Here is a 21818-nt window from a genome sequence, read left to right as displayed (position 1 = left end):
TAGCATGCAGCAGTTCTACGCAGGTTCACGGCGAACGTAGTACGCCTACCCACCGAACTGCGCCTGTAGACTGACCAAGCGCTGCGCCAATCTTTCGGCATCGTGGCGCATTGCATACAGAGAAGTGGTGCCGATGCAGACATGGCCATACCAGATGTGGAAACCGTCTCCTCGCAGCAAGTCGCCGACGGCACAACCATCTCGGATAGCGCCGGAGAGAGTTGCTGCCTGGAACTCGAAGAGCTCGACATTCCCATGCAAGATCCGGTCCGTGTAGCAACCAGAGACCTGCATATCTATTTGCAGCGTATAAATCACGGATTTACGGAATTTCATAGTCTGCTGGTTCCGACGCGGAGCGATCTTATTTTTTACTTATTATTAAAAGAAAGTATACGCATCAAATTCTGAAGATGTGGTGAAAATTTCAATAAGATCCATTACGATGTGAAAAATTTCGCCGCCAAACCAGATACTGCAATTCCAATAATAAAAACTATGATATTAAAGGATTCTTTTATTTTTTCCTCCGTTGCAATGCAGTATGTCCAAAAGACAATTATGAAGAATGAAAAGCAAATTACTTGTATTGCAATAAATAGTAGAGTTTCATTAATATTAAATTCCATGCGTGCACCATTTTATATATTCGTCAAGCCAAATTTATCATCAACTTCCGTATTATGAGAGCGGTTTGATAATTGTCGCTTATTGATTGATGAATAATATAATCAGACGCCTGACTTTAATGCGCGCAGCTGTTCCAGAGGCAGTAGCGCCTCTTCGTCTGGATTCTCTGCTCCGCTACTCAATGAACCCATTGCGGGCAACTTGATCAGGGACTCAGCCTGTGCTGGGGTGCCATGCAACCAAGCACCCCACTCACAAGATTCCAGCATCACCACGCTCCTTTTTGGCCTGCCGGGCCTGTGCATGAGAGAGAGCACAGGATGCGCGTCGGCGGCCTGCGTGATTATTGCGTAGCTGGGAACCATCTCTCCGCTCACAGGATCGGTCCACTCACTATAAATGCCCGCCAACATGGCCGGCTTTCCGTCTGCACGACGGAACATCCAGCTAATACTGCGACTGGACAGGCCGGAGTAGGTCTCTATCCAGCTGTTTACCGGAACTAAACACCTCAGGCCGGCCTGCCATGGTGGGCCAAATACGGGATCATTACCCAATGCCTCTCTGCAGGCATTCTCTGTTGATATGGGGGATCCATCCAAACTCAGAGGGCGTTTGCTCATCGACGATTGTGGGATCAATCCCCATTGACCTACTTCCAGAGATCCGCATGTCTTGATATATGGGCCAAATGCCAAGGGAGTGATGTATACGTCCCACCCTTTTTCAGGTACAGGTCCTCGCAGAGGGTAGATTTCGTCAATATCTGATATGTCGGGGGAGCCATACCTATTGCTCATGCTGGGAGTCTCTTGAATAACGGGTCAGGGTTTTCAATGTGCGAGATATGCGAGATTGCTATACAAGCGTCGCTTCTAATTAAATTGTCCTGTCATATTTATGATAAATAATCAATTCTAGTTATCGATAGAGCATTCTCATCATGCCTTGTTGTCATCACGACGTAACCCCTGATCTCAAAAATTAACATTTTTTTATAAAGTCACCTTGCTTAGCAGATCGAGCTTGGATGTTCAAGAATTGGTGCTTCAGCTTGTCTCTCAAATAACACAAAAATCCAGATCTCATTTGGTATCCACATCATCATAAAGGAAATCGAATATAGGTGTTAACCCTGAATTTCGTGTTCCCAGTAGCTTTGTCCGTTGATCTAGCTCGCATCTGCTTCTTCCTCTTACGAACTGTTAGTGGCTCACAAATAACTCGCGATCAACATCAACATTGCTTAACAAAATTTCACAAGAACCCTTATTGATAACAAGAAAATTTTCCATCACGCTCCGCTTCTTCATAAATTCCACCTATGAAGGGTTCACATGCGTTTTGGAATATCTTTGCCCCGAAGCACGGCCATCTTTTTGATGCTCTCTTGGACCATGGGTAGCCATGCGGCCACGTTCTCAACCTTCATCGACAATCAACCAGGATTTTTATCTGCAATCGGTTCCGGAACGATCGCAACCCATGAGGATTTCAGCTCATCTGTCAACCTGAAACCTATCGGAAGCGCGGGCAATCCGGACATCTGGAATGGTTTTTCCGTAGAGGCTTACGGTCCCAACACAGGCACTAATTGGTCTCCTTCAAAATACTGCCAAGCCTTAAACTCGGGAGCGGGTGCATCGGATTTTTCTAAAGAATGTCTATTCTGGAACACGAAAGCACCAGCAGTTCCAGGAATATATGCCGCCGTGAATTTAGATAACGGTATCTCCTTCAAGCTAGCTAACTCAGCTATTGCTGCTTTTAGCTTCGATTTTGTTGATTGGAACGACATATTTGAGAGATCAAATATTCGAGTTTTTGCAAGTGATGGCACGAGCACAATAGTGTCTGATCCAACAAATATTTTTGATGCCCCCCCTCAGAAATTTGGAGTGACGTTGTCTCCCGCTGATATTGCTGCAGGGCTTTACATTAAAGAAATTCGCTGGATGGGAATTGACGCGCTGGGTGAAGTTGTCGGCTTTTACAACTTCCAGACTTATACAAATCCAAAGATCAAGAACAATCCGCCTATCGCCAACCCAGATAAATACTCTATACCAAACTCGCCCACCATACTTAATATTTTGGCTAACGATACTGATTTAGATCCGGACACGTTGCAAATTATTGGCATCAATGGTAGTCCAGTTACTCAGGGTTCTCCAGCAAATTTCGTGATAACAGGGGGCAGTATTGAAGTATCGACCGTAGGAGAAATCATCTTTACTCCTTCTGTCAATGCTACAGACCCTATTTCATTTCAGTATGAGATTTCTGACGGCCGAGGCGGAACAGCGACGAGCAATGTCTCCCTTACAAATGCAGTTCTTCCTATATCGACAATCTCTGCAGTACCCACCATAAGAGAAGTTGGGCTAATTGCTTTGTCATTGATAATCGCTTTTTTCTCAGTATTTCTCAAACGAAAAGCATAATAAGTTAATGATGCGGCGCTTAATTAGTCATTTTGACATTATCAGTTCTTAGATTGCTAAGAATCGCTCGCAGAGGACCTGTGTTGCCAGTTTTAGGCGATATCCAGTCGTCGTCCCGCATCTCCTGGATTAGGGTCGCGGCTGGCCTCTCACGGGATGCTCATTGGGGTTGCTGGGTGTTGGATCTGGAGCGGTCGGTGATGCTCATTACTGAATCGCTAACAATCGTTCGCAGCTCCCTTGCAGTCGTCCGAGCACCAAGAAGAAGCGCAACTTGATGATGAGTGCTGCATAGTTGCTACAGGGAGGCGTGTTGATACATCTAAGCTGCTTTCAGATAATGATTTTTTCGAAAGTCAATCCAGTCCATCATTGAGTTGACTCGTTTTTGATAGTACTGTGTAAGTTGACCCCATTCACGAGGCTGCGGTCCCGGCGGGCCAAGGTCTTGAGGAGACGTAGCACGGCGCACAGTTCTGCGGTAAGCGCAAGATGGTGGTCAGTTCCGGCGCTGATAGCTGGCAGTCTATACAGCCCATTTGCTATGACCAAAACCTGCCCAAAGTAGGCAGAAATAGGGCGGAAAAGGTATGATTTCGAAAAAACTAGGCGCGTGGCTATCGCTGCAAGTTGTTGAAATAAAAGGTTTTTTATCTTATGTCTATTTTGGTGGATCGGACTTTTAATCCGTTGGTCGCGAGTTCGAATCTCGCAGGACCCACCAAAGAACACAAGGCCTCGTAGCAATACGAGGCCTTTTTTCTTTGCTATCGAAGAAGTAGCAAGATGGGGCCGAAATTTCCAGGCCGCGTTCCGCAACTCTGGGCGTGTTCCGCAATTCACCGAACGGGCTTCACCTTCTTGCCCACCTTGTGGCGGATGTACTGGGCGGTCATGCGCTCCGTCGTGTGCTCCAGCCGTATCCCGCCGTCGTCATCCAACGTGTTGGCGGCCGTGGCGCGCAGGCCCCGTGGCTGGAACTGCGCCTTGGGAATGCCGGCGGCATCCCGAGCGGCGTCGACGCGGTCGCGGAGCATGTTCTTGGTCAGAGGCTGGCCGGCTTCGTTGAGCTGGCCGTGCAGGATTCGAACAAGCCGAGCATGTGTTGCGCGTGTCTGCAGGACGAGCAGGTTGTGGACCGTCTGGACACCGCGCTACGTCAATCCACTACGGAAATCTTGAGCGCGTACGCCGATGACTTGCCCTGGCGGGCGGCTGCGCGGTTGAGGAAGACACGCACACGGTAGTCACCGCTGGCGGGCAATGCACCGGTCCATGTGGGGCCGTCTGCCACCTCGCCCCGATACAGCGCTTCCTCGCTGCCGGGCGGCAGCACGTTGAAGTAGGTGGAGGTGGATTTCGTCTCCATGTGCACGGTCATCTTCTGCCCGGCAACCGCACGCACTATGTAGTCGCGCGCCTGCTCCTTGTTGCCTTGGAGCTTGCCTTGGACAGTCGCGCCCGACGTGCCTTTCTTGAAGGTCACCGCAGTGGACGGAACGTCCGCCTGGGCGATCGCCGGCATTTGTACAAGCGTGATGGCAGCGAAAAATGCAGCTGCGCAAATTCTGGAAAGCATGCTGATCCTTTCTAAGAGGCACTGATCGCCTCGCTTGCATGCAGGCTACCAGATGATTTTCCGCTTGGGCGTACCCGACGGGCGTGGTTTGCAGGAAGAACTCCGATCGGTGCCGAGGCCTGCATTGACAGGTCCTCCCGTCGCGCCGCCCCCGCCGATGACGGTCATGGTTGTGATGCCTGCAGGCACCGTGCAAAGTTGGGGGCCGCCAGCGGCCGTTGTTGATTTGGTGTTTCTGCTCGCTTTTTTTTCCCTAGATGCCTAGAAATTGAAACGGTAATGATTCCTGAAACTGCCGCGTGGCATCGCCCGAGAAGGTGTGGTTCTGGTCTGGGCCCAGATCCAGCTTGAGAACCTTGCCGGTTTTCTGGCTGAAGTCGAGTGCCTTGAGGTCTATCCAGAAGGTATTTGGCGTCAACGCTGATTCGAAGAAGTAGAGCTTGCGCTGGTGGTCGAAAACGGTTCTCCAGCGGGTTGACGAGATATTGGGTTCCTCGGGCGTATTCAGGCCGTAGGGCACCGAGGCGTTGCGGATCACGCTGAAGACGCTGGCCAGCGCCTTGTTGGGGTCCTGACTTTTGGGGATGGCGTTGACGTAGAAGGATGCGCGGGCAAATCGATCGGCGGCGCGATTGGTGCCGGGCAGCATGGTGGTGCCGCCCACTTGCTGCCAATAGGTGTTGAGAGCCAACTGCTGATCAAACGTCGGTGAATTGGTCATGACCTGGTATTGCCGGCCGTGATGTATCACCTGCCGGCCATTGATGTACTCGACGATGGCGCTGTCGCCGCTGGCGTCGGACATCGAGAGATGCAGCGTCGTCAGCCGGTTCTCTCCGGGAACGTTGTCGGAGACGATGGTGAAAGGTTCTTTCTCCAGCGCCGCAACGGCTTCCTGGACGGTGGCGAAGTTGTCCAGCACGTATTGCGCCCAGGCTGCAATGGTCAGGCCAGGCTTGCTGCCCGCACCGAAGGCCGGGTATTGGGACTCCACCAGCCAGAGCAGGTTGGCGTTGAGGCCGGCTTCATTGACTCCATCGGTGGTGGAGACGTCATAGCCCGAGGTGATGACGCTTCCGTATTTGGACGTCCAGCGCAACGAGTTGGGGCCTGCCTTGCCTGAGCGCTCCATTCCACGCGGGAGCACCCAGAGATTGCTGACGATGTCGCTTTTCCAATCCATGGAGCGCGCGGTGACGACCTGGCCATTCGCACCAAGAAAGACAAGGCGGGTGCAGGCCCAGGTGCTGGGCAGGGCCGTAAGGCCGGCAATTCCCATCAGCAATGCGCCCACTACGGGGTGAATCTGCAGTCTGCGTTTCTTCATGGCAACTCCTTTGCAGGCAAATGGACTGGCGCAGTGTAGTGCGTCATTCGTACCCAGGTCAGAAATGGCCGCCTTGTGAAAAGGCGGGCCGGCAAACTGGCGGTCATTGGAGATGCCGCGCATGGGCCTGCGCGCATGCGGGTGCAGAGGGCACCGCTGTCAGATGGCGTGGCTGAACATGGGGCTGGCCAGCATCGCCACCGCAAAGGAGATGGCGCAGATTGCAGACCACAGGAAGACGAGGAAGAGGTGGCGCATCGTGCAGCTCTCGGGAGTGTTTGGTGGTTCTTGCCAGTTCAATTGCGGATGCGGTTCAGAATGCGCAGCCCGAGCATTGAAAGGCGTTCCAGCAGAGGCCTTGGCTCCATGCGCAGCAGCAACAGCTGCTGGCCGCCGCGCACGGGAAAGGCTTCCAGCAGGCTGCGGTGGTAGCGGGCATCCGGGTCCGGGTTGAAGCTTTCTGCGGGAACGACTCGATGCATCTTGTATCTCCGTCATGTGATTTCGGAAGCCTTTGGGGAGCGCGGCCTCTGACGGGATCTATTTCAATTGGTTTCGCGGCGTTTCCGTGCGGGTCAAGTTTGTGGCCGCATGTAGGCCGGGTCTGTACGCTGCGTATGTGTTTTGCGCACGCGCTGTGCGGCCTGTCCGCAGGTCTTCACAGGTGTGAGCAGCGCGTCGGCAACGGCTTTGCGGCGGCTGGCAGTCCCTAGAATTCGGGATTCCCATCTCATTTGCCAGGAGTTCCATGTCCTCCGTTCCCACGCTTCAGATCCGGCCCGTTGCACAGGCGGACCATCAGCAATGGCTTCCTCTTTGGCAGGGCTACAACGCCTTTTACGGGCGCGCTGGCGAGACGGCGCTGCCCGAGGACATCACGCAGGCGACCTGGGAGCGCTTTCTCAATCCGCTGGAGCCGGTGTTTGCGCTGGTGGCAGAGAGCGAGGGTGAGCTGGTGGGCCTGGCGCACTACCTGTTCCACCGCAGCACCACGCGGCTGGAGCCCGTGTGCTATTTGCAGGATCTGTTTGCCGATGCACGCCGGCGCAAGCAGGGCATAGGCAAGTCGCTCATCCGCGCGGTCTACGAGCAGGCATCCCTGGCGGGAGCGCGCCGTGTCTACTGGCAGACGCAGTCTTCCAACGAAGCGGGCCGTGCGCTGTATGACCAGGTGGCCGAGCATCGTGGCTTCATCGTCTACGGGCACGAACTCCAGGGCAGAGCCTGACGCTTTGTTGTCGGGTTGGCGATCCAGAGAAGAAACCTGTTGAAACAGCGGGTGCGCGCAGCCGATGCAGGTCCGCCGGGGGGGCTTGGCAACCCTAGAATCACGCGTTGTCCTTTCGCTGCTTGCGCTGCACCCCCATGTCCAATCTCATCGTCCACGGCGGCACGCCCTTGCGCGGCCGCGTCGTTCCTTCCGCCAACAAGAATGCCGTGTTGCCGATCCTGTGCGCCACGCTATTGACCGATCAGCCGCTGCGGCTGTATGGCGTGCCGGACATCACCGATGTGCGCAAGATCCTGGACATCTTCCGCACGCTGGGCAGCGAGGTGCAGCTGGACGAAACCACACGCACGCTGCAGTTGCATCATCGCGATACGCGCTTTGATGCATCGTCGCATCGCCTGCCGGAGGAGATGCGCTCTTCCATCATGCTGGTGCCGCCGCTGCTGGCGCGCTTTGGCGTGGCGCGGCTGGAGGACAACGTCAAGGGCTGCACGCTGGGCGTGCGCGAGATCGATCCGCACGTGGACATCTTCCGCTCCTTCGGAGGTGAGGTGGAGCGCGCCAGCGGCTCGCTGCTGATCCACAGCGCACAGCCGCTCAAGGCCGTGCGCCACTGGCTGGACTACGCCTCCGTCACGGCGACTGAGAATTTCGTGCTGTGCGCCGTGGCCGCGCAGGGCGAGTCCATGCTGACCAATGCGGCCTGCGAGCCGCATGTGCAGGAGTTCTGCCGCTTCATGGTGATGATGGGCGCCGACATCGACGGCATCGGCACCTCGCGGCTGACGGTGCGTGGCGGCGCACCGCTGAGCGGCGGCGAGTTCACCTTCGAGGAAGACTTCCACGAGATCACCACCTTTCTCGCGCTGGGCGCGATCACGGGCGGCGATGTGGAGGTGCGCAACAGCACGCCGGACAACTTTCCGCTGATCGACCGCACCTTCGCCAAGTTTGGCGTGCAGGTGGAGCACAAGAACGGCTGGTCACGCGCGCTGCGCTCGGGGCCGCTGAAGGTGCAGACGCCGTTCACCAGCAATGTGCTTACCAAGGTGGAAGCCGCTCCCTGGCCGTACTTTCCGGTGGATCTGCTGCCCATCTTCATTGCGCTGGGCGTGCATGCGCAGGGCAATGCGCTGTTCTGGAACAAGATCTACGACGGCGCGCTGGGCTGGACGGGCGAGCTGTCCAAGTTCGGCGCCCATGTGTTTTCTTCGGACCCGCATCGTGTGGTCACCTTCGGCGGCAATCCGCTGACGCCGGCCGTGGTGGAGAGCCCCTACATCATCCGCGTGGCGATTGCGCTGTTCATGGTCGCCAGCAGCATCGAGGGCCGCTCGGAGATCCGCAACGCCACGCCGATCCGCCGGGCGCATCCGCACTTCGTGGAGAACCTGCGCAGTCTGGGCGCTCGGGTGGAGTGGACCAACGAGGAGTGACGGAAAGCGGCGATGCGCAGGCTGCTAGGCCTGCGGCGCCGCATCCGAGAATCTCTTGGCCGCCCTGAGCAGGTAGCTCACGGCATAGAGGATGGGGTCGTCCGTCTCGTCGTCGTTCACGCGGTCAATGATTTCCAGCAGGCCCTGAAGGTCGGCGGACATTTGTGGCAGCACGCTGCTGGCCAGGGCCTCCACCGGCTGCTCGGCAGCGGCGCGGTCCGCCTTGTGGTGATAGCCGCGCAGCAGGTCGCGGACACCGATCACCATGGCGCGGCTGGATCTTTCCACATGCATTTCCAGCACGCTCAGCGCTGCGCTGATGTGGCATAGCGCGTCTGTTGCCAGGGTCTCCGGGTCGGGCGGGCTGGCGACGGCCTGCGCAGGATGCACGGAGGCTGGCATGTCTGTGTCCGGCATGGTTCTGTCCTTGCGCAATGTGTCCTGGATTCAGGGCTGGTGGTTCGAGGGCGTGGGTGTGGGCTTGCACAGCCCCCGGGCGGGTCGTTTCGAGTTTTATGCCAACTTGGAATCATGTCAACTAGGCATGAATCTGAATTTGCATCCGGCAGGTACCATCGCGCAATGCAACGCAAACCCTTTCCCAGCGAAACCCAGGAGCGCTTCATCGTCCGTTTTCCGGATGGCATGCGTGATCGCATCTCGGAAGCGGCAAAGGCCGGCCACCGTTCCATGAATGCAGAAATCGTTGCGCGCATACGGCGCAGCTTCGAATTGGATGAAGCCGGCGATGCCGACCAGGCCGAGATCGAGCAGGGTGCGGCGGGATTGAGAGAGGAAATTTCGCGCCTGTGCCAGTTGCTGCAAGAGCACAAGGACGCTGCGGCAGGCCTGTTCGAGGCGCATAAGGAAGCGGTGGTGGACGAGGCACTGAAACGCCTGCGCTCCGAAACAGGCATGGCGGCAGGCCGCGCTCCGGGGAAGAGATGAGGCTGTAGGCCTGAGACCACGCTCATCGTTGCCGAGCGCTGGCGCTTGTCCTTGCGGGGCGCGCTTATCGTTGCGTCGGGTCTGCAAGGATCCATCCCTTTTTTAGAAGCTCTTGCAGCAAAGGACGCAGCTATGAACACGGATCAGATCAAGGGCACGCTCAAGGATGCCGCAGGCAAGGTGCAGCAAAAGGCTGGCGAGTTGATCGACAGCCCCGAACAGCAGGCCAAGGGCATTGCCAAGCAGGTCGAAGGCACGGCTCAGAAAAAGCTGGGCGATGTGAAGGAAGCCCTGAAGGATGCGAAAAAGTAAGGCGCCCACGCTGCCTTGATGACGAACAAGCCCGCCACTCCCTGGCGGGCTTTTCTTTTCAGCGAGTTTTGACGGGCGGAAGCGCGAGCAAGGCGTTCCTTGCTTCCTTTATCAGGCGGTCTGGGGCAGCTTGCGGCCGGGGTCCGCGGCCACGTGCACACGGTCACGGCCTGCCTGCTTGGCGGAGTAGAGCAGGGCGTCGGCGCGCGTCAGCGCATCGGTCAGGGCGGTGTTGGCGGCCACGGGGGCGATGCCGAAGCTGATGGTGATCCGCTGGCCGGCTGCCAGCACATAGCCGTCCGCGCTGAGCTGAGCGCGTATGCGCTCGGCCACGCGCTCGGCCTCCTCGGGCGTGGTGCGCATCAGCAGCAGCACGAATTCCTCGCCGCCAAAGCGTGAGACCAGATCGTCGCTGCGCACATGCTGCTGCAAGGTCCTGGCCACGGCCTGCAGAACGCGGTCGCCACAGTCATGGCCCCAGCTGTCGTTGATGCGCTTGAAGTGGTCTATGTCGCCGATCAGCACGGAAACCGGCGCCATGTGCGAATCGGCCAGGCGCAGCTCGGCGGCCTCCTGGAAGGCGCGACGGTTGAGCAGGTTGGTCAGCGAGTCGTGGTTGCGCTCCTGGCGCAGCGCGGTGAAGACATCGCGCACCGTGCAGGCCAGCAGCATCAGGGTGAACAGCAGAGCAAACGACAGCGTGCTGACCAGAGTCACCAGCCAGTAGGTGGAGCGAGCAATCTCATTGAGGTCGGTGCTGCCCAGGGCCAGCACCAGCAGCGGCCGGGCGGCGGTGTAGCCGGCAAACACCACGTAGGACCAGTAGAGCATTCTCTCCAGCCAATCCTGCGGTGGCCGGCGCCGCAGCATGGCGGGCGCCGGCAGCAACTGCAGCAGGCCCAGGCCTGTGTTGAGCCAATGCACGCGTACCCACAGATCGACCTGGATCCGGCTGTAGTAGTACAGCGCGGCCAGAACCACCGCACCTATGAGCAAACCCAGCACGGGATGGGCCGAGACCCCGTAACGCCCCGCCATGCAGCGCGCAAAGCACCAGGTGCCAAACAGGTACATGGCGCCTGTGTACACGGCCCAATGGTGGAGTTGTTCGGGGGGGGCAATGCTCTGCCATGCAAGCGCCAGGGAAACCAGGGCATAGCCGCCGGCAATCCACAGCAGATAGCGCTGGCGACGCTGCACCAGCCAGCACACGGCCAGCGTGCAACTGAGCAGCAAAATGCTCAGCGGCGCAATCAGTACATAGAGGCGATCGGTATCGAGTGACACATCCACAGCGTGTTATGCACTTGCAGGTGCGAAAGACGGCGGCTGGCAGCTTCCAAGCCCAGGCATTCAATGGCGCGGCAGCCGCAAGCGTCATTGCATTTTGCATCCGATGTCACCGGCGCTTGCCACTGCATATGCACTGTTCCGCGTTGTGCACAGCGGGTGATATCGGGTCTGCCCGCGCGCAGCCTCAAGTTCCCGGTATTTCTGACGAAAAAGCAAGTCATCTTTTCCGGATTGATGGGCCATGTCGATATGGCGGGGCTTTTCACCGGAAGACGGCCGGCGCTAGTGCGCGTGGCCTGTTGTTTCACCTTTCCTCTGTTCAGTTTTTCCGACGAGAGTTCTACGAATGAAATTTGATCAATGGAGCGTGTCCGCCAAGCTTTGGGGCACGCTGGGCGGCTTGTTGGCGATGATGCTTGCGGTATCGCTGTGGGCACAGTTTGCGGCGGCCCGCGCCATGGACCAGGGCATGCAGACGCTGTCCGAATATGAGAACCGCATCGGTCTGGCCATTCAATGGAAGGGCGCAACGGAGACCACGGGCGAGCGGGTGCTGGCCAGCAATGCCTCCACCGATGAGGAATTGACGCGCCTGCTCGACGGCCGGGTCAAGGAGGGCTCTGGCCTGATCACCAAGCTGCAGGCCGAGATCGTCAAGGGTGCCAGCGAGGCCGACAAGGCTGCGCTGGAGCGCATCGCCAGCATCCGTGCCGAGGTGCTGGCGCTGAACAAGCGGGCCCGCGAGATCAAGTTGACGGGCGATGCCGCGGCGTTCCGCGAGTTCGTCCAGCAACAGTACCTGGGTGCCATCGGCCGCTATGTGGACTCGCTGGAAGTCTTCGTGCAGCTGCAGCGCAGCCAGCGCGATGCGGCCATGGAGCAGGCCCAGGCCGCGCGCCAACAGGCCAGTGTGCTGGCCTGGATTGTCCAGGGCGTGGTTCTCCTGGCTGGACTGGCGCTGGCCTTCGTGCTGACGCGTGCCATCACGCGTCCGCTGGAGCGAGCCGTGCAACTGACCGATGCCATTGCGCAGGGCGACCTTACCGTGTCGGCCGAGGACAGCCGCAAAGACGAATTCGGTCATCTGCTGCGCTCGGTCTCGGGCATGGCGGCACGGCTGCGTGGCCTGGTGACGGAGGTGCGTGACAGCGTGCACTCGATCTCCACTGCATCCACCGAGATTGCCGCCGGGAATCACAACCTGTCTTCGCGCACCGAGCAGACGGCGTCGAACCTGGAGGAAACGGCCGCCAGCATGGAGCAACTGACCGCGACCGTGGGCCAGGCCGCCGACACCGCGCGCCAGGCCAATCACCTGGCCGGCAGCGCCGCCCAGGCGGCCGAGCGCGGGGGCGCCGTGGTGGGCCATGTGGTGGCCAGCATGGACCGCATCAGCGACAGCGCACGCCGCATCTCCGACATCATCGGCGTGATCGACTCCATTGCTTTCCAGACCAACATCCTCGCGCTCAATGCCGCCGTGGAAGCGGCCCGCGCGGGTGAGCAGGGCCGTGGCTTCGCTGTCGTGGCTGGCGAAGTGCGGGCCCTGGCCCATCGCAGCGCAGAGGCCGCCAAGGAGATCAAGGGGCTGATCAGCACCTCGGTCGATGCCGCGCAGGAAGGCTCTGCCCAGGTCGCCCAGGCCGGCCAGGTGATGGATGACATCGTGGGCAGCGTGCGCAAGGTCTCGGACATGATTGGCGAGATCACGGCGTCTTCCACCGAGCAGCGCGACGGCATTGGCCAGGTCAACCAGGCCGTCAGCCATCTGGACCAGATGACGCAGCAAAACGCTGCCCTGGTGGAGGAGTCCGCAGCGGCAGCGGCCGCACTGAGCGACCAGGCGCAGCGCCTGTCGGGCATGGTGGCCGTGTTCAAGGTTGGCAACGCTGTGCCAGCCCTGCGATAGCGCGTGCAGAAAAAAAGGACCGCCGGGGGCGGTCCTGTTGCAGAGAAAAGCCGTGGCCCTTGCGGGCCTGCCAGGGTAAGTCAGTGAGAGGGGAGGGAGGAGATAGTCTCCCTGGCTCGGCTGGAAAATGGTTCGTGGTTGTGGCGGATTGCTCCAGTGGCCGTTGGTGCCTTGCCGTTGCGTGACGGGATGCCCATGGCTTGCGGGTGCTGCAATGAAGTGGGCATCATGATTTTGGAGAGTGCAGGTGTAGGACAGTTCCCTGTGCGATACCTGCTGTTTCCCTTGTTGTGATTGCTTGGGTGCCGAAACATGCAGGCACCTCTCGGTTCACACATCAGCACTACATTGAAGAATTTGTAACTTCTGGGCAATAGGGTTAACCCCTTGCTTCTGGCAACAAAAAGCCCGCACTTGGCGGGCTCTGTCGCAGCTTAGTAGCTGCCGGAGGGCGTGGCAGGCCGCATCTCATATGGCGAAGGGAGTGCGGTCCTTGCCTTCAATCCAGCGGGGCTGCTTGCCGCGGCCGGTCCAGGTCGCACCGGTTGCGGGATCGCGGTACTTGGGAACGCCGACCACGCGGAAACCAGCGCCAGTCTTGGCTTTGGACGAGGGAAAGACATCGGCCTCGGTCAATCCGTATTGGTCGATGATGGTGCGCACCTGGGCAATGGCTCCGGACTTTTCGGTCTTGAGCACTTCGGCGATCTGGGCTTCGAGCTGGGCTTTCTGCTGCAGCAGTGTCTTGTAGTCTGTGGTCATGTATATCAATGAATGTTGATCTGCCAATATAAAGGAATCCGGGAGAGCTTTTGGCAAAGTGAGCCTACACTGCCGCGCAACACCCGGATGACGACAGGCGTATTGTCAGAGAGCCTGTTTGAGAACAGGTTCCCATGTTGCCTGAGTCTAGGCGAGTCTGACGCTGATTTTTGTGGCGTATGGAAACCGGGTCATCGCATCTGCCACCGCTGCGCAGGTGCTGGGAAACAGGGCCGTGTAGCAGGCGCCGGCCACTTTGATGATGCATCGCTTCATGTTTCTCTCCCCTTGAATGACAGGTCTGCCTGCTTATCGGCATCTTTGCATCAAGATGAAACATTTTGTATCCTGCTCCCTGCCGATACTGGTCAGGGGCCTTCATGGATCCATGGCAGTCCAGGAAGGGCAAGAAAAGGCCGCATGGTGCACCCCAAAAATATGAGGGAGGGAAAAACACAGGGTGCGCGGCGCAAACGGCAGGACCCTGGTGCAAGGCACTGGCGTTTGCGACAAAAAGATCCCGCCTGCAGGGCGGGAAATGTCTGTGTTACAAATTGACACTATAGCATGCATCCGTCCAGGATGTGGCGATAACTTGCAAAAACCTGACGACTCGGGCCCCGATGGCGTTGCGAGCAAAGCGCTGCTTGCTCGAAGGGGGCAGCGGATCACCTGCAGCCAGGAAGCGTGCAATTGCAAGGGCAAGTACGCACTCTTTGAGCTCTGGCGGCCGGTGTGTCTCGGATAGGCTCGGTGGGCATCCACAGCCCTCGTTTTTGCCTTTACTACGCATCATGTTTCAAACACTTCGTGCCCGCCTGATCCTCATCTGCGTGGCAATCACAGTGGCCGCGCTGTTCGCGCTGTCCATGGCCACCTTCTGGACGGCGCGCGGCAGCACGCTGTCCGGCATCGACGAAAACATCGGCCAGCTCACGCAGGCCCATGCAGCCGCATTGACCGACTGGGTCCAGGACAAGCAGCGCATCACTGGCTCGCTGAAAACGGCGGTGCAACAGCCGGACCCGATTCCTTTCCTGCTGGCAGGCCAGCAGGCCGGCGGCTTCGATGACGCCTACTTCGTGCATGCGGACAAGCGTGCCGTGTTCACCCATTCCATGCCGGAGAACTACGACGGCACCCAGCGCGACTGGTTCAAGCAGGCCGTGCGGGAAGGCCGTCCGGGCGTCACGCCAGCCTACGTAGACGCCAGCACGGGTGAGCTGACGATCAGCTTTGTCGATCCGGTCGGGGCCTCGGGCGCGATCACGGCCGTCGTCGGCACCGATGTGCGGCTGGCGGCCATGTCCAGGAAAGTGGCGGCCATACGCCCCCAGGAAAAGAGCTTCGCCTTTCTGATGGACGGCGAAGGCCGTCTGCTGGCCTACGCCAGGCCCGAGCTGGCGCTCAAGCCCGCTTCGGCTATTGCACCGGAGCTCGATGCGGCCCTGATCAAGCGCCTGGCCGAGCAGGGCGGACGTGCCGACCTGGTGCTCGATGGAGAGCCGCAGATGGTCTATGCCGCCAAGGTGGAGGGCACGCCCTGGACGCTGGCCGTGGTGATCGACCGCGCACAGGCCACGCATTCCGTAAGCGCGCTGCTGCAGGTGGCCGCCTTCATCACCGCGCTTTCCGTGCTGGGTACGGCCGTGCTGTTGACCGTGGTGCTGCGCCGGATGCTCATGCGCCTGGCCGTGGCGCGCGATGCCTTGCAGGACATTGCTTCCGGCGAGGGCGATCTGACCCGCCGCCTCACGGCGGCAGGCCGGGACGAACTGGCGCAGATCGGCCAGTCCTTCAATCAGTTCGTGGACAAGATCGCCACGGTGCTGCTGCGCATTCGCGAATCGTCGGAATCGGTGCGCATGGCGTCGGCCGAGATCGCGGGCGGCAACCAGGACCTGTCGTCACGCACCGAGCAGCAGGCCAGCTCGCTGGAGCAGACGGCAGCCGCCATGGAGCAGATCACGGCAACCGTGCAGCAAAACGCGGCCAATGCCCGCCAGGCCAGCGAGCTGGCCACCAGCGCCTCGCAGATCGCCACGCAGGGCGGTGAGGCCGTGGGCCAGGTGGTGCAGACCATGGGTGGCATCGAGGCGTCGGCACGCAAGATCGAAAGCATCATCGGCGTGATCGACTCCATCGCCTTCCAGACCAACATCCTCGCGCTCAATGCTGCCGTCGAAGCGGCCCGTGCCGGCGAGCAGGGCCGTGGCTTTGCGGTGGTCGCCAGCGAGGTGCGCACGCTGGCCCAGCGCAGCGCCACGGCGGCGCGGGAGATCAAGGCGCTGATCGACGATTCCGTGGGCCAGATCGACACGGGCAGCCGGCTGGTGCGCAATGCGGGCACCACCATCGACCAGGCCGTGGACGGCGTGCGCAAGCTCAGCACGCTGGTGGCTGAGATCAGCAACGCCAGCCAGGAGCAAAGCCGTGGCATTGCCGAGGTGGGTAGCGCCATTGGACAGATGGACCAGGTCACGCAGCAGAACGCCGCCCTGGTGGAAGAGGTCACGGCGGCTGCGCAATCGCTGCAGCAACAGGCCGTGCAGCTGGCCCAGGCCGTGGCGGGCTTCAAGCTCGACGAAGGAAACGGCGCCCGCCGCCTGCGCTGAGCGCGGGCAAAACGCCGAGGCGGCGCCTGGTGTCAGGCCGCCTTGGCGCTCCCGGAATGCTCGCAGGCAAAGGCCGGTGTACCGGCCTCGTCCGGCCGCTCGCCCGCCACGAAATACCGGTCCCGGCCGCTGGCCTTGGCCTGGTACAGCGCCGTGTCGGCCGTGCGCAGCAAGGCGCTCAAACCCAGCGGAGGCTGGGCCATGTTCGTGCAGGCGATGCCAATGCTCAGCGTGGGGCAGATGGTTGCGCCATCGCTTGTCTCGATGCGGATTTCGCGCGTGGCTTCGCACAGCCGCTGGGCCACGGCGCTGGCCGTGGCGCAGTCGGCGCCAGGCAGCAGCACGGCGAATTCCTCGCCGCCCAGGCGGCCTATGAGTTCATGCGGGCGCAGCGCCTGCGACAGGCGGGCCGAGACTTCCTGCAGCACCCGGTCGCCAGCGGCATGGCCGTGGCGGTCGTTGGTGTGCTTGAAGTGGTCCAGGTCCAGCATCAGCATGGCGCCCGACTGGTGCTCGCGCTGCAGGCGCTCCAGCGTGCGCTGAGCGCGCTCCAGAAAGCTGGTGCGTGCCAGCAGGCCGGTCAGCGCATCGTGGTTCACTGCATGGCGCAGTTTGCTGAGCATGTCCTTGAAGGCCATGAGCGTGCAGGCCACGGCCAGCGGGCCTATGGACAGCATGGCCAGGCCCAGGCGGAACGAGAACGTGGTCTCCAGTTCGGAACTGGGCGAGGTGAGCAGTACATCTGAAAATGTGGCCAGCTTGATGGCACAGCTGGCGAGGTTGAGCAGGGCGACCACGAACAGCCGGTAGCGCATGGCACACAGCAGCATGGCCGGCATGCTCAGGGACAGCGCGCCCGGCCCGCCCAGGTAGATGGCAATGGCCTCGGAGATCACCAGGGCCAACAGCGGCAGCAGGGCCTGCACGATCTGCCTGAACGGCTGGCCACGCCAGGACAGCGGCTCCAGGCTTGCGGGAAAGCTCAACAGAACGGGCAGCAACAGGGTCATGTGCATCAGCTCGCTGCTGAACCACATGGCCATCATGGGCTGCCAGGGCCAATGCATCAGCTGGTGCATGCCCACCGAGCCCAGCACGGCGCCGACCACGCTCACAAGCAGGCTGCACATCACCAGGTGCAGCACCGATGAGGGGGAGCGCATCTGCCGCACCCGCAGCGGCAGGCGCCGCATCATCACCCAGCCGCAGGCCACGGCTGCCAGATCGGCGAAAGTCAGCCACAGGGTCTGGTCAAGCGGGCTGCCCGACAACCATTCGGCCAACGCCATGGCCACGGCGGCCGCCGTCCAGCAGTGTCTATGGCTGTAGGCGGGGCTGCGCAGCATCCAGCCCAGGAGCAGGGCGTTGGACAGCCACAGAGATGACAGATGCCCCGGAGAGCGCAGGCCCAGCGCCACGGCCGAGCACAGAAACAGCACCCCGCCCAGCACAAAGCTGTCCCGCCAGGGCGTTGCAGCTTGTGAAATCCACGGATCTCCAGATACGGCGCGATATGACATATGTCTCCCCTGTGGAGACTGAATGGAGGCACCGGACACTGCGCGCGTTCGTCGGGCATGCCGGGCATGCCCTTGTCATGGGGAACGAGCGGTCCGGCGGGCAGCGGGAAATCGGAAAACCCTCCTTTGGCGTGCTGCGGCAAGCCGCGTAACTGCGGGCAGGCCCTGCGTCGGAAGCCGACGGATGCGGGGTAACTTGAGTTCACAAAATTTACGCCTGCGGGGCCAATCTAGCGGAAATGCATGTATTTGCAAGTACTGATCCATCATGCGTGCTGCGCCTTCCCAAGCGGTTTGCCGTGTTCCGTCGAGCCCGGCCAATACGGCCGCGGGCGGCAGCCCTGCCCGCGGAGCAGCGTCGCCAAAGGAAGGATGGGATGCATGCTAAGTATTTATGCGATGTCCCAGCCGGGTGACATGCAGCGGCGGAGCATCGGGGTGTGTCGGGGGATTTGTAATTAGTTACTTTTGTTTCTGATAGCCATTACTCTTGCCTGGTGGTGCCCATGTGCCGTCGCTGCTGGGCGATGCGGGATGGGGATGCACTCCAGATGCGGCGGTTTCGGATGAAACGAGGATCTTGTTGATGAAAGCGACGATTTGCAGCGCATAGAATTGCCGGATTGGTGGATATATCTGCCGAAATGTTGAACACGTCCGAGCCGCCGCCATAGGCTCTTGCCGTTGACGTCCAGGGAGCTGCATGGAATACCGTCTTGATGAAACCGACCGCCAACTGCTGCGCCTGCTGCAGACCAATGCGCGGGCTTCCACCGCGCATCTGGCCCGGCAGATGAATCTGGCGCGCACGACGGTGGTGGCCCGCATTGCCCGGCTGGAGCAGGAAGGCGTGATCGCCGGATACGGCGTTCGCCTGGGTGCGCGCGTGGAGCAGTCTGCGGTGCGCGCGTACTGCGGCATTCGCGTGCAGCCCAAGACGGCCACTTCAGTAATGCAGGCACTCAACCGTTTCACCGAGGTCGAGGAGGTCTCCGCCGTCAGCGGCCAGTACGACTACATGGTGTTCGTGCGCTGCGAGAGCAACGAAAAGCTCGACGCGCTGCTGGACCGCATAGGCCTGATCGACGGCATACAGCAGACCTATACCTCGGTGGTGCTCAGCCGCAAGATCGACCGGCGCATGACGGCGGCGCTGAGCCAGCTGGCTGAATCTGCCGCCTGAGTCTTCTGCCCGTGCCGGCCGATGGAGAGCCGGGTGGCTGTCCACATCGACTGTCGGGCATCAGACATTTCCTAGTGAAACTGCCGGGTAGGCAGTGCCTTGCCTCGCTCCTATGCTGATGCGGGCCCCGTGGCAGACCGGGGCCTTTGTGTACGCATAACACCAGGAGACAAAGCATGCACCCAGCGCTTCGCAGTGGATGGAAACCCTTGTCATTGATAGCCCTGGCCGCCTTGGCGGCCTGCGGCGGTTCGGGAGACGGCTCCGGCAGCAAGTACAGCGCAGAGATCCGCCGCACGGAGATGGGCATTCCGCACATCAAGGCCAAGGACTGGACGGGCCTGGGCTATGGTGCGGGCTATGCCCAGGCGCAGGACAACCTGTGCACCATGGCCGACTCCTTCCTGACCTACCGCGGGGAGCGTTCGCGCCACTTCGGCGGCGATGCCCAGGCCGTCTATGACAGCACCATCGACCGGCCGCGCAACATCGATTCGGACTTCTTCTTCCGCCATGTCGTCTCCGATGACGCCGTGGCCGCCATGATCCAGGCCCAGCCCGACAAGCTCAAGCAACTGGTCGATGGCTTCGTGGCAGGCTACAACCGCGTGGTGCGCGAGACCCCCGCCGGGGCCAAGACCAATGCGGCCTGCGCGGGCCAGCCTTGGGTGCAGGCCATCACGGCCCAGGACATCTGGCGGCGCATGTACACGGCCAATCTGGCCGGCGGCTACAGCAACTTCGTCGCCCAGATCGCCAATGCCGTGCCGCCTGCAGCGGCTGCGGCGGCAACGGCCTCGGCCAAGCCGGCGAAGGGCCGGTTGGCCGCGACGCAGCTGGCCGCGCTCAAGCCGGGCCAGGTGGTGGCGCCATCATTGCAGGTGGGCGGCACCACGGGCATAGGCAGCAACATGTACGGCTTCGGCCAGCAGGCCACGGGCGGCGGCAGCAGCGTGCTGTTCGGCAATCCGCACTGGTACTGGAAGGGGCCGGACCGCTTCTACCAATCGCAGCTCACGATTCCGGGCGAGATCGACGTCAGTGGCGCCAGCTTCCTGGGTATCCCGATGGTGCTGATCGGCTTCAACAACGACGTGGCCTGGAGCCACACCGTGTCCACGGCGCGGCGCTTCGGCCTGTTCATGTACCAGCTGGCGCCCAATGACCCGACCCGCTATGTGCGCGACGGCAAGACCGAGGCCATGCAGGCCAGCAAGATCACGGTGAGCGTGCGCAATGCCTCCGGCGGGCAGGACCAGGTCACGCGCACGCTGTACAAGACCGTGCACGGCCCCGTGGTCAACCTGGGCGCCATGGACCCGGCGCTGGGCTGGACCACGCAGAGCGTGTTCGCCATCCGCGACATCAACGCCTACAACTACCGCACTTTCCGCAACTGGCTGCGCTGGAACCAGGCCAAGTCGCTGGACGAGTTCATCCGCATCCAGAAGGAGGAGTCGGCCATTCCCTGGGTCAACACCGTCGCTGCGGGACGCGGCAACGCCCAGGTCTGGTATGCCGACATAGGCGCCGTGCCCAACGTGCCGCCCGCGCAGCTGCAGGCCTGCGCCACGCCGGCCTCGGCAGCCATCAACGCGGCGCTGCCCCAGGTGCCGGTGCTGGCCGGCGGCAGCAGCCAGTGCGACTGGGGCTCGGATGCGGATTCGGTGCAGGCTGGCGCCATCGGCCCGGCACGCATGCCCAGCCTGCTGCGTGGCGACTACGTGGGCAACATGAACGACAGCTACTGGCTGTCCAATGCCTCGGCACCGCTGACCGGCTATCCGGCCATCTTCGGCTCCACCTCTTCTGCCCAGAGCCTGCGCACGCGCCTGGGCCACACCATGGCGCTGCAGCGGCTGGCGGGCACGGACGGCTATCCGGGCAAGCTGGCCACCAGCGATATCGTTCGCCAGATGGTGCTGGACAGCCGTGTGTACAGCGCGCGTTTCAAGGACGAGGCATTGGCCCAGGTCTGTCCAGGCCCCGTGTCCTCGGCGGGTGAAACGGTGGACGTATCGGCTGCCTGCACGGCGCTGCAGGCCTGGGACGGCACGGGCACGGCGGCATCCAGGGGCTCCCATGTCTGGGACGAGTTCTGGAAGCGCGTGGCCAGCCAGATCAAATCGGCCGACCTGTATGCCGTGCCCTTCGATGCGGCCGACCCCGTCAACACGCCGCGCGGCATCAAGCCCACGGCCAAGGCGGCGCTGCAAAAGGCGTTCGCCGAAGCAGTGAAGGCCGTGCAGGCCAGCGGCTTTGCCATGGATGCGGCGCGTGGCACCGTGCTGTTCTCGCAGCGTGGCGGAGAGAAGACGGCGCTGTATGGCGGATGCGGCGAGGTGGGCTACTTCACCATCACCTGCTCGGAAAACAAGATAGAGCAGGGCGGCTACAGCATGGACGGGCAGCCGCACGGCAACAGCTACATGCAGGTGGTGAGCTTCCCGGCGGCCGGAGTGGAGGCCCATACCTTCCTGACCTTCTCGCTGTCCGACGATCCTGCCTCGGCCCACTATGCGGACTACACCAAGGCCTACGGTGCGCGCCAGTGGCTCAAGCTGCCGTTCACCGACAGCGCCATCCAGGCCAGCCCGGCCTACAAGACGCAGACCGTGAGCGAGTGACA

The 21818-nt window shown here is 60.7% G+C and carries 19 protein-coding genes and 1 tRNA gene; 10 read left to right on the top strand and 10 right to left on the bottom strand.

From position 1 onward, the window contains the following. Positions 1 to 45: 45 nt before the first annotated feature. Both AAN986_RS15445 and AAN986_RS15440 read right to left on the bottom strand, forming a co-directional pair. Complete coding sequence (locus AAN986_RS15445; RefSeq protein WP_349335348.1) at positions 46 to 336, bottom strand: hypothetical protein; 291 nt, start codon at positions 334 to 336, stop codon at positions 46 to 48. A gap of 395 nt (positions 337 to 731) precedes the next feature. Beyond that, positions 732 to 1430, bottom strand: a complete 699-nt coding sequence (locus AAN986_RS15440; protein WP_349335347.1) for an SOS response-associated peptidase family protein — start codon at positions 1428 to 1430, stop codon at positions 732 to 734. A 537-nt stretch (positions 1431 to 1967) separates the two neighbouring features. Here AAN986_RS15440 and AAN986_RS15435 point away from each other — a divergent pair. After that, a complete protein-coding gene (locus AAN986_RS15435) occupies positions 1968 to 3074 on the top strand; it encodes an Ig-like domain-containing protein (protein ID WP_349335346.1) in 1107 nt (368 codons plus the stop codon). A gap of 644 nt (positions 3075 to 3718) precedes the next feature. Further along, a tRNA-Ser gene (locus AAN986_RS15430) sits at positions 3719 to 3798 on the top strand. Between the two features lie 115 nt (positions 3799 to 3913). Here AAN986_RS15430 and AAN986_RS15425 read toward each other — a convergent pair. The 4 genes from AAN986_RS15425 to AAN986_RS15410 all read right to left on the bottom strand — a co-directional run bounded on the left by AAN986_RS15425 (position 3914) and on the right by AAN986_RS15410 (position 6462). After that, positions 3914 to 4111 carry a hypothetical protein gene (locus AAN986_RS15425; RefSeq protein ID WP_047218177.1) on the bottom strand — a complete coding sequence of 66 codons (198 nt, stop codon included), beginning with the start codon at positions 4109 to 4111 and terminating at the stop codon, positions 3914 to 3916. 122 nt (positions 4112 to 4233) lie between these two features. Next, the gene (locus AAN986_RS15420; RefSeq protein ID WP_016446828.1) at positions 4234 to 4653 is read right to left on the bottom strand and encodes a hypothetical protein; all 420 of its coding nucleotides are present in this window, start codon (positions 4651 to 4653) and stop codon (positions 4234 to 4236) included. Between the two features lie 253 nt (positions 4654 to 4906). Then, the gene (locus AAN986_RS15415; protein ID WP_016446829.1) at positions 4907 to 5980 is read right to left on the bottom strand and encodes a linear amide C-N hydrolase; all 1074 of its coding nucleotides are present in this window, start codon (positions 5978 to 5980) and stop codon (positions 4907 to 4909) included. Between the two features lie 296 nt (positions 5981 to 6276). Next, positions 6277 to 6462 (bottom strand): hypothetical protein, encoded by a 186-nt coding sequence (locus AAN986_RS15410; RefSeq protein WP_043790552.1) that lies wholly within the window; start codon positions 6460 to 6462, stop codon positions 6277 to 6279. A gap of 266 nt (positions 6463 to 6728) precedes the next feature. Here AAN986_RS15410 and AAN986_RS15405 point away from each other — a divergent pair, with 266 nt between their 5' ends. Further along, on the top strand, positions 6729 to 7208 hold the full coding sequence (locus tag AAN986_RS15405; protein ID WP_016446832.1) for a GNAT family N-acetyltransferase: 480 nt from the start codon (positions 6729 to 6731) through the stop codon (positions 7206 to 7208). 137 nt (positions 7209 to 7345) lie between these two features. Further along, positions 7346 to 8647 carry a UDP-N-acetylglucosamine 1-carboxyvinyltransferase gene (locus AAN986_RS15400; RefSeq protein WP_047218176.1) on the top strand — a complete coding sequence of 434 codons (1302 nt, stop codon included), beginning with the start codon at positions 7346 to 7348 and terminating at the stop codon, positions 8645 to 8647. A gap of 24 nt (positions 8648 to 8671) precedes the next feature. Here AAN986_RS15400 and AAN986_RS15395 read toward each other — a convergent pair whose 3' ends face one another. Then, on the bottom strand, positions 8672 to 9064 hold the full coding sequence (locus AAN986_RS15395) for a hypothetical protein (protein WP_046985518.1): 393 nt from the start codon (positions 9062 to 9064) through the stop codon (positions 8672 to 8674). A 165-nt stretch (positions 9065 to 9229) separates the two neighbouring features. On the opposite strand from AAN986_RS15395, the gene AAN986_RS15390 reads away from it, so the two are divergent. Continuing rightward, entirely contained in the window at positions 9230 to 9595 is a 366-nt protein-coding gene (locus AAN986_RS15390; protein WP_047218175.1) for an Arc family DNA-binding protein, read from the top strand. A gap of 132 nt (positions 9596 to 9727) precedes the next feature. Next, positions 9728 to 9907, top strand: coding sequence for a CsbD family protein (locus AAN986_RS15385; protein WP_016446836.1), 180 nt, complete (start codon positions 9728 to 9730; stop codon positions 9905 to 9907). Positions 9908 to 10018: 111 nt separating this feature from the next. Here the strand turns inward: AAN986_RS15385 and AAN986_RS15380 are convergent, their stop codons facing one another. After that, entirely contained in the window at positions 10019 to 11194 is a 1176-nt protein-coding gene (locus AAN986_RS15380; protein WP_227468596.1) for a GGDEF domain-containing protein, read from the bottom strand. Positions 11195 to 11546: 352 nt separating this feature from the next. Here AAN986_RS15380 and AAN986_RS15375 point away from each other — a divergent pair, with 352 nt between their 5' ends. After that, a complete protein-coding gene (locus tag AAN986_RS15375; RefSeq protein ID WP_016446838.1) occupies positions 11547 to 13109 on the top strand; it encodes a methyl-accepting chemotaxis protein in 1563 nt (520 codons plus the stop codon). Positions 13110 to 13577: 468 nt separating this feature from the next. Here the strand turns inward: AAN986_RS15375 and AAN986_RS15370 are convergent, their stop codons facing one another. After that, positions 13578 to 13871, bottom strand: a complete 294-nt coding sequence (locus AAN986_RS15370; RefSeq protein WP_016446839.1) for an H-NS histone family protein — start codon at positions 13869 to 13871, stop codon at positions 13578 to 13580. A gap of 794 nt (positions 13872 to 14665) precedes the next feature. Between AAN986_RS15370 and AAN986_RS15365 the strand changes: the two genes are divergently transcribed. After that, positions 14666 to 16486: a methyl-accepting chemotaxis protein gene (locus AAN986_RS15365; protein WP_047218174.1), complete on the top strand. Its 1821-nt coding sequence runs from the start codon at positions 14666 to 14668 to the stop codon at positions 16484 to 16486. Between the two features lie 32 nt (positions 16487 to 16518). Here AAN986_RS15365 and AAN986_RS15360 read toward each other — a convergent pair whose 3' ends face one another. After that, positions 16519 to 18006 carry a GGDEF domain-containing protein gene (locus AAN986_RS15360; protein WP_047218173.1) on the bottom strand — a complete coding sequence of 496 codons (1488 nt, stop codon included), beginning with the start codon at positions 18004 to 18006 and terminating at the stop codon, positions 16519 to 16521. A 703-nt stretch (positions 18007 to 18709) separates the two neighbouring features. Here AAN986_RS15360 and AAN986_RS15355 point away from each other — a divergent pair. Both AAN986_RS15355 and AAN986_RS15350 read left to right on the top strand, forming a co-directional pair. After that, on the top strand, positions 18710 to 19189 hold the full coding sequence (locus tag AAN986_RS15355) for an Lrp/AsnC family transcriptional regulator (protein WP_016446843.1): 480 nt from the start codon (positions 18710 to 18712) through the stop codon (positions 19187 to 19189). 176 nt (positions 19190 to 19365) lie between these two features. Next, positions 19366 to 21816, top strand: coding sequence for a penicillin acylase family protein (locus AAN986_RS15350; RefSeq protein ID WP_047218172.1), 2451 nt, complete (start codon positions 19366 to 19368; stop codon positions 21814 to 21816). Positions 21817 to 21818: the final 2 nt, after the last annotated feature.

This window comes from Delftia sp. DS1230 (genome assembly GCF_040112715.1).
Classification (GTDB): Bacteria; Pseudomonadota; Gammaproteobacteria; order Burkholderiales; family Burkholderiaceae_C; genus Comamonas; species Comamonas tsuruhatensis.
Note: the sequence above shows the minus strand (reverse complement) of the source record. Positions and strands in the feature narration are given on the sequence as shown.